Below are 13,600 nucleotides of genomic sequence, written 5' to 3'. Positions count from 1 at the left end.
CCATTCTTTTTTATTGTATTAATTTTTAAAGATAGAGATTAGACGTAATACATCTAAAAAGATATTAATGAAGTCTAATAACAAATCTAACACTGCCATTGGAACGTCTTCTTCTGTGAAGTCTGCACGTTTCATGCAAGAAATATCATACAGAATATATCCACTAAAAATCACTACACCAGCAATAGATAAGACAATGTGGAAAAGAGTAGCTTGGATAAAGAATCCTGCAATACTTAACAGAATTAATGCTAAGAGTGATACAAATAAAAATGCACCCATATTACTGAAATCTTCTTTTGTTTTATACGCATATAACGCTAACCCACCAAAGATAACAGTCGTAACACCAAGACCAAGCAATACATACGTTGCTCCTATATCAGAAAGATAGTGAGCAATAGCTGGATACATTCCAATACCAAGAATAAAAGCAAGGAAATACACAAATGGCATCCCCAAAGTCATTCGACTGGAAGCATAATCATATTTCTTTGTTTTACTTCTCTTTCCTTTTGCAAAAAAGGCAAAGATAAGAAGTACAATTGCGAAGATAGGCATGAATATGGCGATTGCTGGTGGAATGAACATTGCTCCAATGACCATTCCTGCAAACGTAATCAGCAAGGATAAAAAGAATTTTGGCATTACTTTTTTTGTAATTAAATAATTTGATTGACTCAAAGTTAAAGTGATTCCTCCTTATTTATTTTATTCATTTATTATATGCTGGTAGATATTCTTTATAAAAATTACCAGTCGGTAGTTTGTCTGTCTATTCTTCTTTTAGGTGAAAAAAGTATTTTCCATCATTGGACATATCAATACCATCTTTGATTTTATTTCCAATTTCTTTCATGATTTCAGAGATTTCCTCTTTATCTTTTGTTCTTAACTCGACTTCTAACTTTAACATGTTATTTCACCCTTTTTTCTTATTTTTCATGTTGCATAGTACCAGTCCATGCAGGAATGTCTTGAATCTTTACTTCACGAATGCTTTGAGCATTTTGCAGAAATTCTACCGCTTTTTTACGTGCAGAAAATAAGTCTTTTTCTCCCTTGCACTCTAAATCGTATAATGTTTCAGTAGAACCATCAGGAATGAAATAAGCATCGAAGCCAAAACCTTTGGGTTCTTCTTTATATTTATCCGTTATCACCCCATGAATAAGCCCCTGGTAGGTGGTAATCGTTTCTCCATTATGAACGCCTAACAATACCTCCCATGTAGCTTTCTTTCCGCTAAAATTAGAGATGAAATCTAATAGCCAACGAATATTCACGCCTACTTTCTCTCCTTCAATATGTAGAGAAGTATCTTCAACAATTCGTTGTTCCCCTGCCTCTAAGGATTTATACAAAATAACAGTGAAAGGGTCAGCTTCTACTTCGGGCAAATCTCTTCCTTTTTCAATTTGGATATTTTGCAAACCAAATCGTTGAAATTCCTTTAATTTGTTTTCATTGGATGTGACTAAGTGAAATGGTTTCATCTTCCTATCCTTTCTGTTTGTCGATATTTTTATTATAGTTTATATTTATATTTTTGTAAATTATTTTTTCCATAAAATATATTTATCGTTGTGGCAATAAAAAAACCTAATAGAAATATTTCTATTAGGCAATCTTTATCTCATATTTTTAAAGTAATTTTCCCATTCTATCATTCGTTCAAAGGAAATTTTCCGCTCCTTATTAATCCGAAAATAATTAATCTCCAATGTTTTGAAGTTGTCTACAATAGGTTTCTTTCTATTGATTTCACGAATGGAATAATCCTTACTTTCAAACTTTGTTCCGCTTACAAAGTCTTTTGCTTGTTGTTCGGAATCAAACAAGAATGCAGTTTTCTCTATCTTACCTGACGGAGAAGTGTGTTGTAGAACCATGTATTTACGTTCTACTTGATTCCAGATAGAATAGATTTTTGGTAAGAAGAAAAACTTATTATAGAACTTGAAGTTTTCCAACTTAACATCATCTTTACTTGGTACGTATTGTACCTTTCCAGAAACGCCACTGGTAAGCTCCACTTTTATTCCCTTTTTATTATTCTCTTTTGATAGAATCGTAGCAATATAGCCCCTTGTAATCTTTCCAGTCTTTGCGTCTTCGTCTGCAATAATATCAACCATCATGCCTTTCATAAAGTTCTTTTTAATTGTTACATCAATATCCATACCCCTTCTCCTTTCTCTCTTATGATTTTTATATTATAAAGAATATCCACAATCTTTATATCTTTTGGTTTGTTCTATCTATGTACTGGTAGAAATATAAATATCATTCCTTATTAAACGCAATTCATGAAAAAACTTTATATAAAAATAGTAAAATAGTTAGATGAATAGAGATTAAAACTTTTCGATTTATCTATGATGGAGAGAGTTTTATTTGATTTTGAAAGGAGGTTTTTACATGCGAAAGGAAAAACAATTAAAAAGGAAACTGATTCCCCTTATAAGTCTATTATCTATTGGAACAGTGACCATGACAGCAACGATTTCCTCTTATGGAGTTAATTCTCAAACCACAAAGTTAATTGGGACATTTGAGGCAACGATATTAGATGTAAAAGTTCCAGCTATGACCACTTTTATATATAATCCAAATACAGAAAGTATGACATCGGAAGAAATAGATGTTCATAGTGAAACAAACGCCCCCATTTACATGAAAATGAACAGCATTGGTGTTGCAGAAGAATCAGATTGGAAACCTTCATTAGTATCTCCTACCCTATACAGTGATGAAGGATGGAGAAACTTGACACAAGCTAAAACAGCCGAAAAGGTAGCTCTTGGAGTAGCTGGTTTACCAAGTGACCAATGGTTATATGAGCTAAATGATGGGATTGTTTGGAGTGTCGATAAAGAAGAAGAACGAAAAGTAGGTACAATCAAAAATCATGGGTCAATTAAAGCCAAGCCTACATTAAAAGCTGGTACTTCTGTTCCGACTGAAGACCTTTTGACTGCTAACTATGTATTTGAATTTGGGTTAGAAGAAGGAAAGAAAGAAATCCCGAAAGAATTGGCAAATGTTCAAGAAAGCGGAAAGAATATTCTTATGGTAGATACGCAAGGGATTCAAGGAACTACGGTTACACAAACCAAAGCAACCGATATGTTTACCAAAGCGATTGAGTTAGCCAAACCAGGAGATGGGATATATCTTCAAAACGGAACATATAACATTCAATCGAATGATGTCTTCTGGACTTCTCCAAATAAAAAATACTCAAACATGGTATTACGTAAAAGTTTAACCATTATTGGAGAAGACCCAAGCCAAACCACATTGGTTATTGACGATACTAACTCCAAGTATTTCTCTGATGGTCAGCATTTTGCCATTACCTTTAATGCTCCGAACATTACGTTAAAGAATATGACAATCAAAGTGAAACAAGAAAACATCAAATCCCTTTGGTCAATCTTTAATGTGTGGGGTCGTTGGGATGGTAGTACAGCACGAAATACAACCATTGAAAATGTAAGAATAGAAGTCGATTCTGCAGTTCCTTATCTTTTCTATATGAACGATTATGATTTAAATATTAAAAACGTGACTGTAGTTGGTAAAGGAAACATTAAAAATATGTTCTACTGGAATTATGGTAGTGCTCATTTTTATGATTCTAAGTTTGATATGCCAAGGTCGAATGGTTATGGAAGCGGTTCTGTTACAACAAGTAATACTCAATTCAACCTTCCTACTTCATCTTTACAATAAAAGAACAGTACCCCTAAAAAGGTACTGTTCTTTATTTTTATCAAGCTACATCATAATTTCTATGGGCTATAAATGAAAATTCACGACTTAAATTTTGATTAAAAAATTCTACTCCTTTTAAGAATCCTTTTATCATAAGTTTTGTGTCCTTTTCATCCCAACGTAAACCTTTTGTTTTTGCAAGGTTTAATGTTTTCAACATACTATCAAGTTCTTGTCTTAAATCCGTTTCACTACGTTGCATTTCAAGAAACCACGAGAAGCTATCTGATGGATGTTTAACTTCATCCCATGTAATTCCGAAAGTCTGCATAATAACAGCATATTCCGCTCGTCTTATTGTAAGAGCATCACCAAAGAGACCTTTATCGTGAATTAACTCTCTAACCTTTTTTATCACTTTACTTTTTTCCATATTTTGATTCCTCCGATTACCTGATTTATAAATGTTCTTCTATTTTCTTATGCTTTTTTAAGTTCTTTTACATCGACTATCTTAATGATGTCATTGGTCAATGCAATGTAAATACGCTGTCCATTTCCCCATTCTCCATCTACTACAATACTGTCATACCCTAACAGTTGATAAAGTAAGGTAAGGCTTGTTTCCATGTCTCCACAAGCGTTAGCAATTCCAGCGATAATATCTACATCGTTATCACTTTGTTCATATTCTCCACGAACTGCTTCATTCAACACCTTTTCTAAACCATCATAAGCTGTATCTCCCCAATTTGATAAGTAATCGGTTTTTTTATCAAGCTCTTTTAGGTATTTTTTTAGTTGCTGACGAGTAATGGTTTTCTTATCGCTATGAAGTGATTTCTTCCCATTAAATTCAACGGTATAAAGATAACCATCTTGACCATAACCTTCTGCAATCAACTTCTTATCTGTAAAATAAAAGCCTTTTCCTTCCATTGTTCCGTTCGTTCCAATTTTACTGTAATCAAATGCCTCAAATAATTGTTTTGACCCATGATACACTAACATATTCATCCCTATCCTTTCGTCTTCCCTATATAAAATATTTCCCTTTAAAAAAGATTCTAATGAAAACCTGTTTTTTGTTAAATCCTTATATCATATACGATTATACAAGAAATCAGTCCGATATGAACTTCTCCTATAATAAAGAAAAGCTACTCTATACTCTTTTACTTCCCTCCTTTTATAACCCTATTGCGATTCACATATAATCTAATATGTTTTGATAGAAAACAGGTTTTGATTTTCAAATACTTTTAACAGGACTTTACTTATTTAAGGGAGGAATTATTTATGGCAAGAACAGTACGAAAATCTATTTATGGTGAAGAAATCAAGAACATTAATGTTTCAGACATTCTTTGGAATCTGTTAGACGAATCTTTTGACCCTGACTGGACTTTTGACCTTCGTCAAGATTGGGTTAAATTACTAAAAGGAAAATTTGAACAACTTGATTTTAATGATTATGGCTATATAAGTGGTTCGGCTACTTATTGGTCTGGCGTTTTAACTTTAGAGCCTTTTCACGTCTTAGGTGGATTTGGAGATGAAGGTGATATTCTAACCCTTATCAAAAATGAAAACTTACAAATGGTTGAGAAAGAGCAAAATGAAGTCATTATTAGCTTTAGAAACCCAACAAAATCTCCTCTTTATCGTTTCTTCAATCAACACAAAGAAGATGGCTGTGGGGGCAATGTTACTTATTCTGTAAATGTGTTGCTTTCGAGAATTGAAAAGTTCTTGGAAGATGAATTGCGAAACAATCTTTCTTCTTATGGACAATGGATTCCTTATGAAGAAGAAGATATTGCATAAAGATTGAACAAACATTTTGGAAAGGTGGAAGCAATCATGACACATTATGCTGGTATTCAATATCTATTACAACGCAAGTGTAAACGGACTGGTTTCAATGAAACTGTAGTTTATGAAGGAAACCTTCGTAATAAACCGAAGGGCTGGACAGTTGTTAAACGTATTGGCTAATCAACTATATTAGGAGCGTGTGAATGATGATAAAAGGACTAAAAGAACAAACTTTTGAATTGAATGACTTTATGTTTGAACCTGAAATGGAATTGTATCTATTGAAAAATGGATATGATTTAGGAGAAGGCATTTGTGAACCAGGCAAAGAACATCTATATTCTGTTGATAGCACATTAGTATCTGAACATGCAATTGAAATGGGATATGAAGTAGAAACGAATGTTTATGGAATTAATGAATTTAGAAAAGTTCAAGTTGCATAAGCAAAAAGACCTCATTTTTTTGAGGTCTTTTTTAATGGATTCCAACATGGAATTGTTTGAGGGTTTTCTCTAATTCAGTTACCTCTCTTGACAAATCATTCATCGTTGACCAGGTAGGCAATCCCATATAGAAGTTTGAAACTTTATCAAATTCAGGGGTTTGTGTGATGTAGTTGTTGTTTGGAATATCTTCATTCAATAATTTATGTAGTTCCCCATTCAGTTTATCTAATGGCTCTTTTATATGCTCGATTAAGGCTAATATGAGTTCCACTCGCTTTTCCCTTGTGTTCTCTCCCATTTTATCTCTCCTTTTATCGTAAAGACCTTATGTTTAATTATATCACCCTTTTTTAACAATCTACAAACAAAAAAGCATGGATTTTAGTCCACGCTTTCTTCCGTATTTTTCTTCACTAATTGAATCATTTGTAAAACACCTTCAAAAGTCAATCGTGCATCATCCAAAGCAGTGTGACGTGCTTCTACTTGCAATCCAAACTTTTCAATGACTGCATCTAAACCAATTCCTTTGGTGTCTATTACCTCTGCAAGATTTAGGAATGCAGTAATGCTCATTAAGTCAATGTAACGATGACCTATGATTTTTTGATATAGCTCGAAACGAGTTGTATCTTTCAAACTTTGTAAAAATGCCTCTAAGAAATTCTTGTCAAAAATAGTGTTTTGACCAACAAATATACCTTTGTTCTTTTTCGTGCAGTATTTAGAAAGGAACTCCATGATTTCTTTTCCTACTTGCTCTTTATCCATTGCTTCTTTATCAAATTCTAAAATATTGATTCCATTCACTTCTAATGATTTACCTGTTACGTGATATGTCGAGTGTTTAATTTTCCATTCTTTTTGTTCTACCACTTGAAGGTTCTGAACAACAATAAGACCTACAGTTAGAAGACTATGTTCTTTTGGATGTAATCCACCTGTTTCTGTATCAATGACAATCAAAGTTTCATTTAACATGCTGTACCTTCTCTCTTTTTTTCTCCTTTTAGGTTACAATAATCAACGACTATAGTCAATGTATATGGAGTAAATATGTATAAATTTTTGCACAGAAAAAGCAGTAGTCATAAAACCACTGCTTCTCTTTTCTGTTTATTATTCTTCTGTTAATTCAGCAACACTTACTGCCTTTTCTTCCTTTTGAATAATCGTTCTTATCTTTTCAGAAGGATAAGCGATAGTGAAGTTAATTTTTGCCTCATGCTCTGTTGAACCTATGGAAATAAACTTTCCATTTCTGGTCAAAATCTCAAAAAGATACATTTCGTTTCCCCCAATACGGTTTAAAATCAAACATCTTTTCGGTCTTTTGCTTTTGCAACCAGCGTGACATCCTTTACTTCCATAAAGCCACCTTCTGATTCTTCATCTTCTACAAAGAAGCATTTATCCATTCCGTCATCAAAAATGACCTTTTCAACGGTTTCATAGACTTTTACTTTTGTGTTGACATCTCGATAATAAACTAAATCTCCTGCTTCAATCATGTCGTCTTCTTCTTCATCATCTGAAGCCTCCTCATAAAACACAAGGTACTCTTCACGAACAGAATCGTCATTTTTGTCACTTGAAATCAAGGAAATGGAAATGATTTTCTTATCATCAAAATCACTCATTGCCTCTTCATATCGTTGGTCAAAGTTATAATAACTTGAGTTTACAACTACTTTTTCTCTTTGAACTTTTGCCATAAAAAATCTCTCCCTTTTCATAAGTAAATAAGAATTTTCCTTTTTTATCAAATACCTTTTATTATAGTTTTAATTACGCAAAAATAAAAGTCTTTCAAATAAAAGCCAAACATCGTTGATTTTCTTCTGTACTTCCATCTTCTTCTTATGAGTTGCCTTTCTTTCACATATAATATAAGAATTTTTATAAATAAGGTGTTTATATAATAAACAAATTTTACTTAGGAGTGATTTTTAATGGAACAAGCAACAAAAATGGTAGAAGTAGGTTTTGAAAGTCAAATCGCAGAAAACAATATGGAAACAGGAGAAAATATTCGTATTATCGTTCCTACACCAGACATGAAATGGGGATTTTTCACTGTTGATGTGAGTAGAGATGAAATGTCTGTTGCTCAATTTATGAGCCGATTGGAAGTTTTTAAGTTTAATGACCCAATCCAACGTAATTGTGTATGGCCAATCGAGAAAAAATCTCTATTAATTGTATCTGTTTTGGAAGAAGTCTCTATTGGCGAAATCAAAACGGAAGTGATTCGTCAAAACAAGAAAAAATTCCGAAATGTTTTAGATGGTAAACAACGCTTAACAACAATTCGTGACTATGTACGTAACCGTTACGCTTTGAAAGATGCGTTTGTTCGTTGCTTTGATGAAGATGGAGAGCAAGTATTAATTAATGTTTCTGGTATGTACTTTAACGACTTACCACAACAATATCAAGACCGCATTATGGCATTAATCTTAGATATTAAGAGCTATGATGACCTTGACGAAAAAATGAAAGCTGAACTATTCCAACGATGGAATAATGGCGAAGCTCTAAAACCTTCTCAACTACGAAAATCTAAAATGTCATATGATTTACTTTTTGCTATTTCAGAACTAAAGCAATTGGAAGTCTTTACAGCAGGATTCAGTAATAGTGCAGTTAATAACGATACACATTCTGATATGTTGCTTAAAGCACTATCTGTTTTAAAAACAGACAATAATACAGCGTTAGATAGCAAGTCGATTAATAAATTCCTTGATGAAGATGCATTTAAAACTGCAGATATTGAAGAATTAAAAGAACTTGGAAACTATCTAAATGACGTTTACACATTGTTAGATGAAAAGTCGGTCAAAAAGTCATTTGGGGCATCTAAGAGTGTAACTCTTTTATATGTATCAAAACAAGCAATGAAAGAAAATCGTTCACCTGAAGAATTTGCTTCTTGGGTTCAAACTTTCTTTGTAAAAGATTACAACAAGAGTGGTTACTCAACTTCTTCTGGTACTACTAAGTTAGATTCAGTTAAACGAAGAAACAATCTTGGATTGGAACACTATCAGACACATTTTTCTAACTAATGACATCCAATAAAAAAGACATCCATTTTTAGGATGTCTTTTTTGTATTATCGAATAATGGAAAGACCACTATCTTCTAATTGTATTTTCTTAATCGGTTTATTGTTCTCTGGTGGATACTCTACTTCTAAAGCCTGATTCCCTTTTTTAAAATGAGAATGTTCAAGCATGATTAGTTCCCATAAATCTGAATGACCTATTCCTAATCCACTAAACCAATTACTTGCATCTGCTCCATATTGTCCTTCCAGCAAATAGTTTTTATATTCGGCATTGCCAAGAATAACAATTTCATTAATATATTCAGGAGAAATGGTCTGCAGGGAAGCAATTGTTCCTTGCTCTAAACACATATCCACTGTTATATCTGCAGGAGACGTAATTGTTCCGTCACGAAATCCCTTACGAATTTTTCTTTGATATACGACATCTTCATCTAAAGTTAGAAATTCAACTGGAACTTCACATGTCACATACATAGGAAAGTCACCTGTTTCATTCCATAGCGTTTCAATATCTTCCTCTTCAAACCGCTTTTCCCCGACTTGTTTGATTAAAGATTCTTGATTCGCATTGTACGCATACCAATAATGCCATCTTGTTGTTAAATAAACCAACTCCTCATTAGAAGGAACGTCTGAAAAGTTATTGACCTTATTTTCTTTTCTTGGTGTTAGACCATTTTTTAAAATATCATTTAAATATTTAGTCGTAGTCCCATGATAAAGTGTAATCGTATTCCAAGAATCGTCTGTTTCTTGAAATGATTCCTTTTGTTTTTTGGTATATACCTTAATTTCTTCTTTCATTTCTTCTAATGTTTTCATATTCTCACCTTTTCCGTTCATTTTCCTTAAAAGCCCACATCAGGGTCTTCTTCTTCGTCTACATCCACTCCAAATCCAAAAGTTGAAGTATTGTTTCGACCAAAATCTGCACCAACATCACAATCTTCACCAGGTTCGTCATTCCAGTCTGCTTTTTCATTACAAGCTCCACATAGTCCACCAGGAGCGTGTTGTCCAGTTGGAACGAATGTACCGCACCACGCACACTTGTTAGCACGTTCTCTTCGGATTTGGTCTACGTCAATCCGTTTGGCAAATAAATGAATGTTCGTTTCATCAATCATAAGACCTTTTCTTCGTTTTTCCTCATAATCTTTGTCATACATCATAGTGATTCTCTCCTTTTAAAGAAAACTCCCTGTTTATGCTATTCTTCTGAATTACGAAATGCTTTCAATTCTAATAAGAACTCAACCTTTGTATCATAATCCTTAAATTGTTCTTCACTCATATGAACGAACTTTGAATGTTGAAACCATCTTAATATTTCAATCATTTTATCAATAGATTCGTTGAATACCTCTAATGGTACATCCCATTCATTTCTCCAACCTCTATCTTCCTTCATGTGTATTCTTAAAAACACATCATCTTCATGTACACAAACAACTTCTAATACGTCATGAATTAACGATAACTCTTGAAGTTGAGAATCTAACTCCATTAGCTTTTCTTTTCTTACTTCCTCTGTCATTTTGTCATTATCAAGAACAAGTAATCGACCTAATCCATCTTCATCTACACTATCCAATTTTATATTAAGTGTCGTAATAATACCGCTTAACATGATTTTTCTTTTTACTGTCATTCTAAATAATTTTTTCTTCCCTGTCTTTGTAACTGACATAAACCTCTCTCCTCTTTCTTTAAGTAAAGAACCTGTTTTTTTAAACCTCTTATATTATAAATAACAAACATGGCTTTATTAGTAGACGTTTTCCTTTACATACAAAAAAGACTACCAAAGTAGCCTTTATTTATCTCTATCTCTATACCATTTCTTTTCACGATTGTTCCATTCCGTTTTCAACTCTTCTAAAAAGGTTTCTAATACAGTCTTTTTCATAGGAATACGAGCACCGACATCTGTTGAACCATAAATCCCTTCCCAATTTCCACTGTTCAACCAAATATGAAACGTAAAACTTGGATTTTCAGGATTTCCCTGATTTGGTTTTAATTCAAAAGAAAAATTAGGTTCTAAAAACTCAATTTCTTGATATTCCCCTGTATTTAATCCGTCTTCTATCATTTGAATCAAAGATACTATATTTCCAGAACAAAGCTCAAAAGATGTCCCTATTTGAGAATCTACTACAGACGTTCCAATAATTTGAGATAGGATATTTTCTTCGTTTACGGTAAAAGTGAAGTCAAAACATTCATACGTACCAAAGTCTTCTTGGTCATGAATATCATCTTCTTCGCAATAATAACTTGTAATATTAGATAGTCCAATAATAACTCCGTCTTTTTGAATTACTGCCATTATTAGTGTATCTCCTCTTCTCTTTTTCTACTTATATCATACCATAGAAATAATAAATCGTAAAATTTAATTTACGTAAAAATCATCCAAAAATAGTTTCATTTTGTCAGAAATATGTTATAATTACATACAAGGAGTGGATAGGTTATGTTTAATCACACACAAGATATAGTATGCTCCATTCAAGGAGCGGAAGAATTGCTACATAAATCAGAAGAGGTATTCCACAACAAAGAAAAATCAGTGACGTTTATTCAAAATGGATTTGAGGTTCATGTCGAAGGGCTTCCATATTTTTTTACCGTAAGTTGTTTTGAGGAAATTGGTTGGAATGTCTTTTTAACTTCTATAAGCGGAAGCATTGATGACGATGAAGAAACCGACCTGTATTATGAACAATTAGAAGATGCTGTTGATATTGTTAATGCTCATTACTATCAGGATGACAATAACGATGATGCTACGTCTTATAATTTTTTCAAATTAAAGACCGTTACAACAGACAAATTAAGCGTATTACCAGAAGTGGATGAAATTCAGGATACAGGAAAATATGTATTAAAAGTATCCTTTAAAGAGTTCCATGAAATGCGGTTAGAACTTGGCTATTCAAAGATATTTAAACGCTGGTACTACGAATTTTTTAATCACGCATCTGATTCTAAAGAATCTTTGTTAAAGCAGGATTCCATGCGTCAATATTTAGAAGAAGTCGATTATTTAATTGGCAATTTCAATCATAGTATGTAAGGTGAGAGAGATATTGTATCCTCTTACCTTTTTTTATTCATTTTTCTTTTTCTTCATTTACTTCGATTTCTTCTCTATCAGATATGTCTTCTTCTACTATTTCATCAAGAGTTTCATTTGGTTCATATCCAGTCTTTTTATCCTTCACCATAACAAAAACACCATAAAGGAAAACCATACCAGACATAATCCATATAGGTACATTTATAAAAATAAATACAAATGCAGTCAACATTCCAGTATCACTGCCAATAGGGTCAATGATATACATTCCTTTCATCAATAAAAAAGAAAGAATGGCTACTACAACACTACAGATTAGAGCTTTTTTCCCTCTACTCACCCTGACACCTCCTCTCTTATTTCTCTAATACGAGGGCAAAAAGACAGTTAGAAGGTTAAATTGAAAATCGGTATTTTGACAAAAATTCTCTTAACGGTTCATTGTCAGATAGGTCTACTTTTTCGTAGGTTACATTCCATGTTTTATGAAATCTCTCAATCGAGCCATCCTCTTTCAAAATCGGAAGTTCCACATCGTAATGCCTCGCTTGATATAATTCCGTTGACAGCTTTTCAGGATAAATCTGATTAAAGTTTACTTCTTCAATAACCGCAAACTCATAACCAGCATTGTCGTGGATATTATATATGTTCTTACTTAAAATATCTTCACAACGCTCCTTATCAGGAAAAATTCCTACGGTTTCTTTATTACCAAACAAATAGGCATCAAAATATTGTTCGACTTTGTTTTCTGATGGGTTTTTTTCTACTTTATTAAAGACCGTAATCATAAAGACAGTTTCTCTCTCTGCCAATTATATCCCTCCAGTTCAACACTATATGTTTATTCTACCCCACTTATTGCTTATAGTCAATGACTATGACCGTATTAGAACAAGAAAAAACAACCTTCCGAAGAAAGTTGTCCCTTTGATTATGTATGTTCATTCTCCATATTTATTGAATATAAGCTAATGCTGATTGGTTCACAGAAATATGTATGTGTTGAGTGATTTGACTCCATTTTTCAAGAAGTAATTCACTTACTTTTTCCTGGTTATCATCAAAGGATTCTTTATCTTGAATTGCTACGTTATGGTTGATGTATCCTTTACAAAAATCCAAAACAGTTTTTTCAAATTGGTTTACTTCTTCCTTTTTTTCTTCCCCTTCTGCCATATCTTTTATAATCGAACAGCTTTCTGAAATAGAATGTGCAATCAATTGTAGATACATGATTCGTTTAAAAGTATCTGATACTCGTTGATTCATTATTGTAGGATTTTCCTTTTTTAAAACATCCATCATCCCTTCGTAATTCGCTTTAACAGATGGATTAATACGCTTAATCATTTCTTCTACCTTTAATTGTTCAATAATGAAGTTGTTCATATTTAATTCCCCCACAAATTTTTATTCGTTCCTCTTCTGATGGTGTTACTCGTCACA

General features: G+C 32.8%; 23 protein-coding genes. 6 read left to right on the top strand and 17 right to left on the bottom strand.

Annotated features, from left to right (window positions below; genetic code table 11):
• Window positions 1-18 precede the first annotated feature (18 nt).
• The 4 genes from CVD28_RS01605 to CVD28_RS01595 form a co-directional block, all read right to left on the bottom strand.
• Entirely contained in the window at window positions 19-684 is a 666-nt protein-coding gene (locus CVD28_RS01605) for a Bax inhibitor-1/YccA family protein (protein WP_101590527.1), read from the bottom strand.
• Window positions 685-775: 91 nt separating this feature from the next.
• A complete protein-coding gene (locus CVD28_RS27720; RefSeq protein ID WP_180953839.1) occupies window positions 776-916 on the bottom strand; it encodes a hypothetical protein in 141 nt (46 codons plus the stop codon).
• A 19-nt stretch (window positions 917-935) separates the two neighbouring features.
• A complete protein-coding gene (locus CVD28_RS01600; protein WP_101590525.1) occupies window positions 936-1,496 on the bottom strand; it encodes a non-canonical purine NTP pyrophosphatase in 561 nt (186 codons plus the stop codon).
• Window positions 1,497-1,631: 135 nt separating this feature from the next.
• Window positions 1,632-2,183 (bottom strand): DUF2196 domain-containing protein, encoded by a 552-nt coding sequence (locus CVD28_RS01595; protein ID WP_101590523.1) that lies wholly within the window; start codon window positions 2,181-2,183, stop codon window positions 1,632-1,634.
• Between the two features lie 238 nt (window positions 2,184-2,421).
• On the opposite strand from CVD28_RS01595, the gene CVD28_RS01590 reads away from it, so the two are divergent.
• Window positions 2,422-3,738: a hypothetical protein gene (locus tag CVD28_RS01590; RefSeq protein ID WP_101590521.1), complete on the top strand. Its 1,317-nt coding sequence runs from the start codon at window positions 2,422-2,424 to the stop codon at window positions 3,736-3,738.
• A gap of 40 nt (window positions 3,739-3,778) precedes the next feature.
• Here the strand turns inward: CVD28_RS01590 and CVD28_RS01585 are convergent, their stop codons facing one another.
• Together CVD28_RS01585 and CVD28_RS01580 are read right to left on the bottom strand one after the other, a co-directional pair.
• Window positions 3,779-4,153, bottom strand: coding sequence for a hypothetical protein (locus tag CVD28_RS01585; protein ID WP_101590520.1), 375 nt, complete (start codon window positions 4,151-4,153; stop codon window positions 3,779-3,781).
• Between the two features lie 47 nt (window positions 4,154-4,200).
• Window positions 4,201-4,731: an ADP-ribosyltransferase-containing protein gene (locus CVD28_RS01580; protein ID WP_101590518.1), complete on the bottom strand. Its 531-nt coding sequence runs from the start codon at window positions 4,729-4,731 to the stop codon at window positions 4,201-4,203.
• A 288-nt stretch (window positions 4,732-5,019) separates the two neighbouring features.
• Here CVD28_RS01580 and CVD28_RS01575 point away from each other — a divergent pair, with 288 nt between their 5' ends.
• The 3 genes from CVD28_RS01575 to CVD28_RS01570 are packed head-to-tail and all read left to right on the top strand — an operon-like array spanning window position 5,020 to window position 5,984.
• Window positions 5,020-5,547, top strand: coding sequence for a hypothetical protein (locus CVD28_RS01575; RefSeq protein WP_101590516.1), 528 nt, complete (start codon window positions 5,020-5,022; stop codon window positions 5,545-5,547).
• A gap of 36 nt (window positions 5,548-5,583) precedes the next feature.
• The gene (locus CVD28_RS28530) at window positions 5,584-5,718 is read left to right on the top strand and encodes a hypothetical protein (protein ID WP_257985724.1); all 135 of its coding nucleotides are present in this window, start codon (window positions 5,584-5,586) and stop codon (window positions 5,716-5,718) included.
• A 23-nt stretch (window positions 5,719-5,741) separates the two neighbouring features.
• On the top strand, window positions 5,742-5,984 hold the full coding sequence (locus CVD28_RS01570) for a hypothetical protein (RefSeq protein WP_101590515.1): 243 nt from the start codon (window positions 5,742-5,744) through the stop codon (window positions 5,982-5,984).
• Window positions 5,985-6,015: 31 nt separating this feature from the next.
• Here CVD28_RS01570 and CVD28_RS01565 read toward each other — a convergent pair whose 3' ends face one another.
• The 4 genes from CVD28_RS01565 to CVD28_RS01555 all read right to left on the bottom strand — a co-directional run bounded on the left by CVD28_RS01565 (window position 6,016) and on the right by CVD28_RS01555 (window position 7,702).
• Window positions 6,016-6,285 (bottom strand): hypothetical protein, encoded by a 270-nt coding sequence (locus tag CVD28_RS01565; RefSeq protein WP_101590513.1) that lies wholly within the window; start codon window positions 6,283-6,285, stop codon window positions 6,016-6,018.
• Between the two features lie 83 nt (window positions 6,286-6,368).
• Window positions 6,369-6,968 (bottom strand): 3'-5' exonuclease, encoded by a 600-nt coding sequence (locus CVD28_RS01560; RefSeq protein WP_101590511.1) that lies wholly within the window; start codon window positions 6,966-6,968, stop codon window positions 6,369-6,371.
• Between the two features lie 138 nt (window positions 6,969-7,106).
• Window positions 7,107-7,274 carry a hypothetical protein gene (locus CVD28_RS27715; protein ID WP_180953838.1) on the bottom strand — a complete coding sequence of 56 codons (168 nt, stop codon included), beginning with the start codon at window positions 7,272-7,274 and terminating at the stop codon, window positions 7,107-7,109.
• Window positions 7,275-7,300: 26 nt separating this feature from the next.
• Window positions 7,301-7,702, bottom strand: a complete 402-nt coding sequence (locus CVD28_RS01555; RefSeq protein WP_101590510.1) for a hypothetical protein — start codon at window positions 7,700-7,702, stop codon at window positions 7,301-7,303.
• 237 nt (window positions 7,703-7,939) lie between these two features.
• Between CVD28_RS01555 and CVD28_RS01550 the strand changes: the two genes are divergently transcribed.
• Window positions 7,940-9,058 carry a DUF262 domain-containing protein gene (locus CVD28_RS01550; protein WP_257985723.1) on the top strand — a complete coding sequence of 373 codons (1,119 nt, stop codon included), beginning with the start codon at window positions 7,940-7,942 and terminating at the stop codon, window positions 9,056-9,058.
• A gap of 47 nt (window positions 9,059-9,105) precedes the next feature.
• Here the strand turns inward: CVD28_RS01550 and CVD28_RS01545 are convergent, their stop codons facing one another.
• The 4 genes from CVD28_RS01545 to CVD28_RS01530 all read right to left on the bottom strand — a co-directional run bounded on the left by CVD28_RS01545 (window position 9,106) and on the right by CVD28_RS01530 (window position 11,395).
• Window positions 9,106-9,885, bottom strand: a complete 780-nt coding sequence (locus tag CVD28_RS01545; RefSeq protein WP_101591230.1) for a hypothetical protein — start codon at window positions 9,883-9,885, stop codon at window positions 9,106-9,108.
• 26 nt (window positions 9,886-9,911) lie between these two features.
• Window positions 9,912-10,235, bottom strand: coding sequence for a hypothetical protein (locus tag CVD28_RS01540; RefSeq protein ID WP_101590509.1), 324 nt, complete (start codon window positions 10,233-10,235; stop codon window positions 9,912-9,914).
• A gap of 38 nt (window positions 10,236-10,273) precedes the next feature.
• On the bottom strand, window positions 10,274-10,753 hold the full coding sequence (locus CVD28_RS01535; RefSeq protein ID WP_101590508.1) for a hypothetical protein: 480 nt from the start codon (window positions 10,751-10,753) through the stop codon (window positions 10,274-10,276).
• A gap of 126 nt (window positions 10,754-10,879) precedes the next feature.
• Window positions 10,880-11,395 (bottom strand): hypothetical protein, encoded by a 516-nt coding sequence (locus CVD28_RS01530; RefSeq protein ID WP_101590506.1) that lies wholly within the window; start codon window positions 11,393-11,395, stop codon window positions 10,880-10,882.
• Between the two features lie 147 nt (window positions 11,396-11,542).
• Here CVD28_RS01530 and CVD28_RS01525 point away from each other — a divergent pair, with 147 nt between their 5' ends.
• Window positions 11,543-12,145 (top strand): hypothetical protein, encoded by a 603-nt coding sequence (locus CVD28_RS01525; RefSeq protein ID WP_101590504.1) that lies wholly within the window; start codon window positions 11,543-11,545, stop codon window positions 12,143-12,145.
• Between the two features lie 37 nt (window positions 12,146-12,182).
• Here CVD28_RS01525 and CVD28_RS27710 read toward each other — a convergent pair whose 3' ends face one another.
• The 3 genes from CVD28_RS27710 to CVD28_RS01510 all read right to left on the bottom strand — a co-directional run bounded on the left by CVD28_RS27710 (window position 12,183) and on the right by CVD28_RS01510 (window position 13,543).
• Window positions 12,183-12,488 (bottom strand): hypothetical protein, encoded by a 306-nt coding sequence (locus tag CVD28_RS27710; protein ID WP_101590503.1) that lies wholly within the window; start codon window positions 12,486-12,488, stop codon window positions 12,183-12,185.
• A gap of 55 nt (window positions 12,489-12,543) precedes the next feature.
• Window positions 12,544-12,966 carry a hypothetical protein gene (locus tag CVD28_RS01515; protein WP_101590501.1) on the bottom strand — a complete coding sequence of 141 codons (423 nt, stop codon included), beginning with the start codon at window positions 12,964-12,966 and terminating at the stop codon, window positions 12,544-12,546.
• A gap of 142 nt (window positions 12,967-13,108) precedes the next feature.
• Window positions 13,109-13,543 (bottom strand): hypothetical protein, encoded by a 435-nt coding sequence (locus CVD28_RS01510; protein WP_101590498.1) that lies wholly within the window; start codon window positions 13,541-13,543, stop codon window positions 13,109-13,111.
• Between the last annotated feature and the right edge of the window lie 57 nt (window positions 13,544-13,600).

Origin of the sequence: Bacillus sp. M6-12 (genome assembly GCF_002860285.1) — a bacterium.
In the GTDB taxonomy this organism is placed as follows: domain Bacteria; phylum Bacillota; class Bacilli; order Bacillales; family DSM-1321; genus Peribacillus.
This window is presented reverse-complemented; position numbering and strand designations above follow the sequence as displayed.

Coding starts and splice junctions, on each gene's coding strand:
- CVD28_RS27720 (WP_180953839.1), bottom strand. CDS start 916: ATGTTAAAGTTAGAAGTCGAGTTAAGAACAAAAGATAAAGAGGAAATC.
- CVD28_RS01600 (WP_101590525.1), bottom strand. CDS start 1,496: ATGAAACCATTTCACTTAGTCACATCCAATGAAAACAAATTAAAGGAA.
- CVD28_RS01595 (WP_101590523.1), bottom strand. CDS start 2,183: ATGGATATTGATGTAACAATTAAAAAGAACTTTATGAAAGGCATGATG.
- CVD28_RS01590 (WP_101590521.1), top strand. CDS start 2,422: ATGCGAAAGGAAAAACAATTAAAAAGGAAACTGATTCCCCTTATAAGT.
- CVD28_RS01585 (WP_101590520.1), bottom strand. CDS start 4,153: ATGGAAAAAAGTAAAGTGATAAAAAAGGTTAGAGAGTTAATTCACGAT.
- CVD28_RS01580 (WP_101590518.1), bottom strand. CDS start 4,731: ATGTTAGTGTATCATGGGTCAAAACAATTATTTGAGGCATTTGATTAC.
- CVD28_RS01575 (WP_101590516.1), top strand. CDS start 5,020: ATGGCAAGAACAGTACGAAAATCTATTTATGGTGAAGAAATCAAGAAC.
- CVD28_RS28530 (WP_257985724.1), top strand. CDS start 5,584: ATGACACATTATGCTGGTATTCAATATCTATTACAACGCAAGTGTAAA.
- CVD28_RS01570 (WP_101590515.1), top strand. CDS start 5,742: ATGATGATAAAAGGACTAAAAGAACAAACTTTTGAATTGAATGACTTT.
- CVD28_RS01565 (WP_101590513.1), bottom strand. CDS start 6,285: ATGGGAGAGAACACAAGGGAAAAGCGAGTGGAACTCATATTAGCCTTA.
- CVD28_RS01560 (WP_101590511.1), bottom strand. CDS start 6,968: ATGTTAAATGAAACTTTGATTGTCATTGATACAGAAACAGGTGGATTA.
- CVD28_RS27715 (WP_180953838.1), bottom strand. CDS start 7,274: ATGTATCTTTTTGAGATTTTGACCAGAAATGGAAAGTTTATTTCCATA.
- CVD28_RS01555 (WP_101590510.1), bottom strand. CDS start 7,702: ATGGCAAAAGTTCAAAGAGAAAAAGTAGTTGTAAACTCAAGTTATTAT.
- CVD28_RS01550 (WP_257985723.1), top strand. CDS start 7,940: ATGGAACAAGCAACAAAAATGGTAGAAGTAGGTTTTGAAAGTCAAATC.
- CVD28_RS01545 (WP_101591230.1), bottom strand. CDS start 9,885: ATGAAAACATTAGAAGAAATGAAAGAAGAAATTAAGGTATATACCAAA.
- CVD28_RS01540 (WP_101590509.1), bottom strand. CDS start 10,235: ATGATGTATGACAAAGATTATGAGGAAAAACGAAGAAAAGGTCTTATG.
- CVD28_RS01535 (WP_101590508.1), bottom strand. CDS start 10,753: ATGTCAGTTACAAAGACAGGGAAGAAAAAATTATTTAGAATGACAGTA.
- CVD28_RS01530 (WP_101590506.1), bottom strand. CDS start 11,395: ATGGCAGTAATTCAAAAAGACGGAGTTATTATTGGACTATCTAATATT.
- CVD28_RS01525 (WP_101590504.1), top strand. CDS start 11,543: ATGTTTAATCACACACAAGATATAGTATGCTCCATTCAAGGAGCGGAA.
- CVD28_RS01510 (WP_101590498.1), bottom strand. CDS start 13,543: ATGAACAACTTCATTATTGAACAATTAAAGGTAGAAGAAATGATTAAG.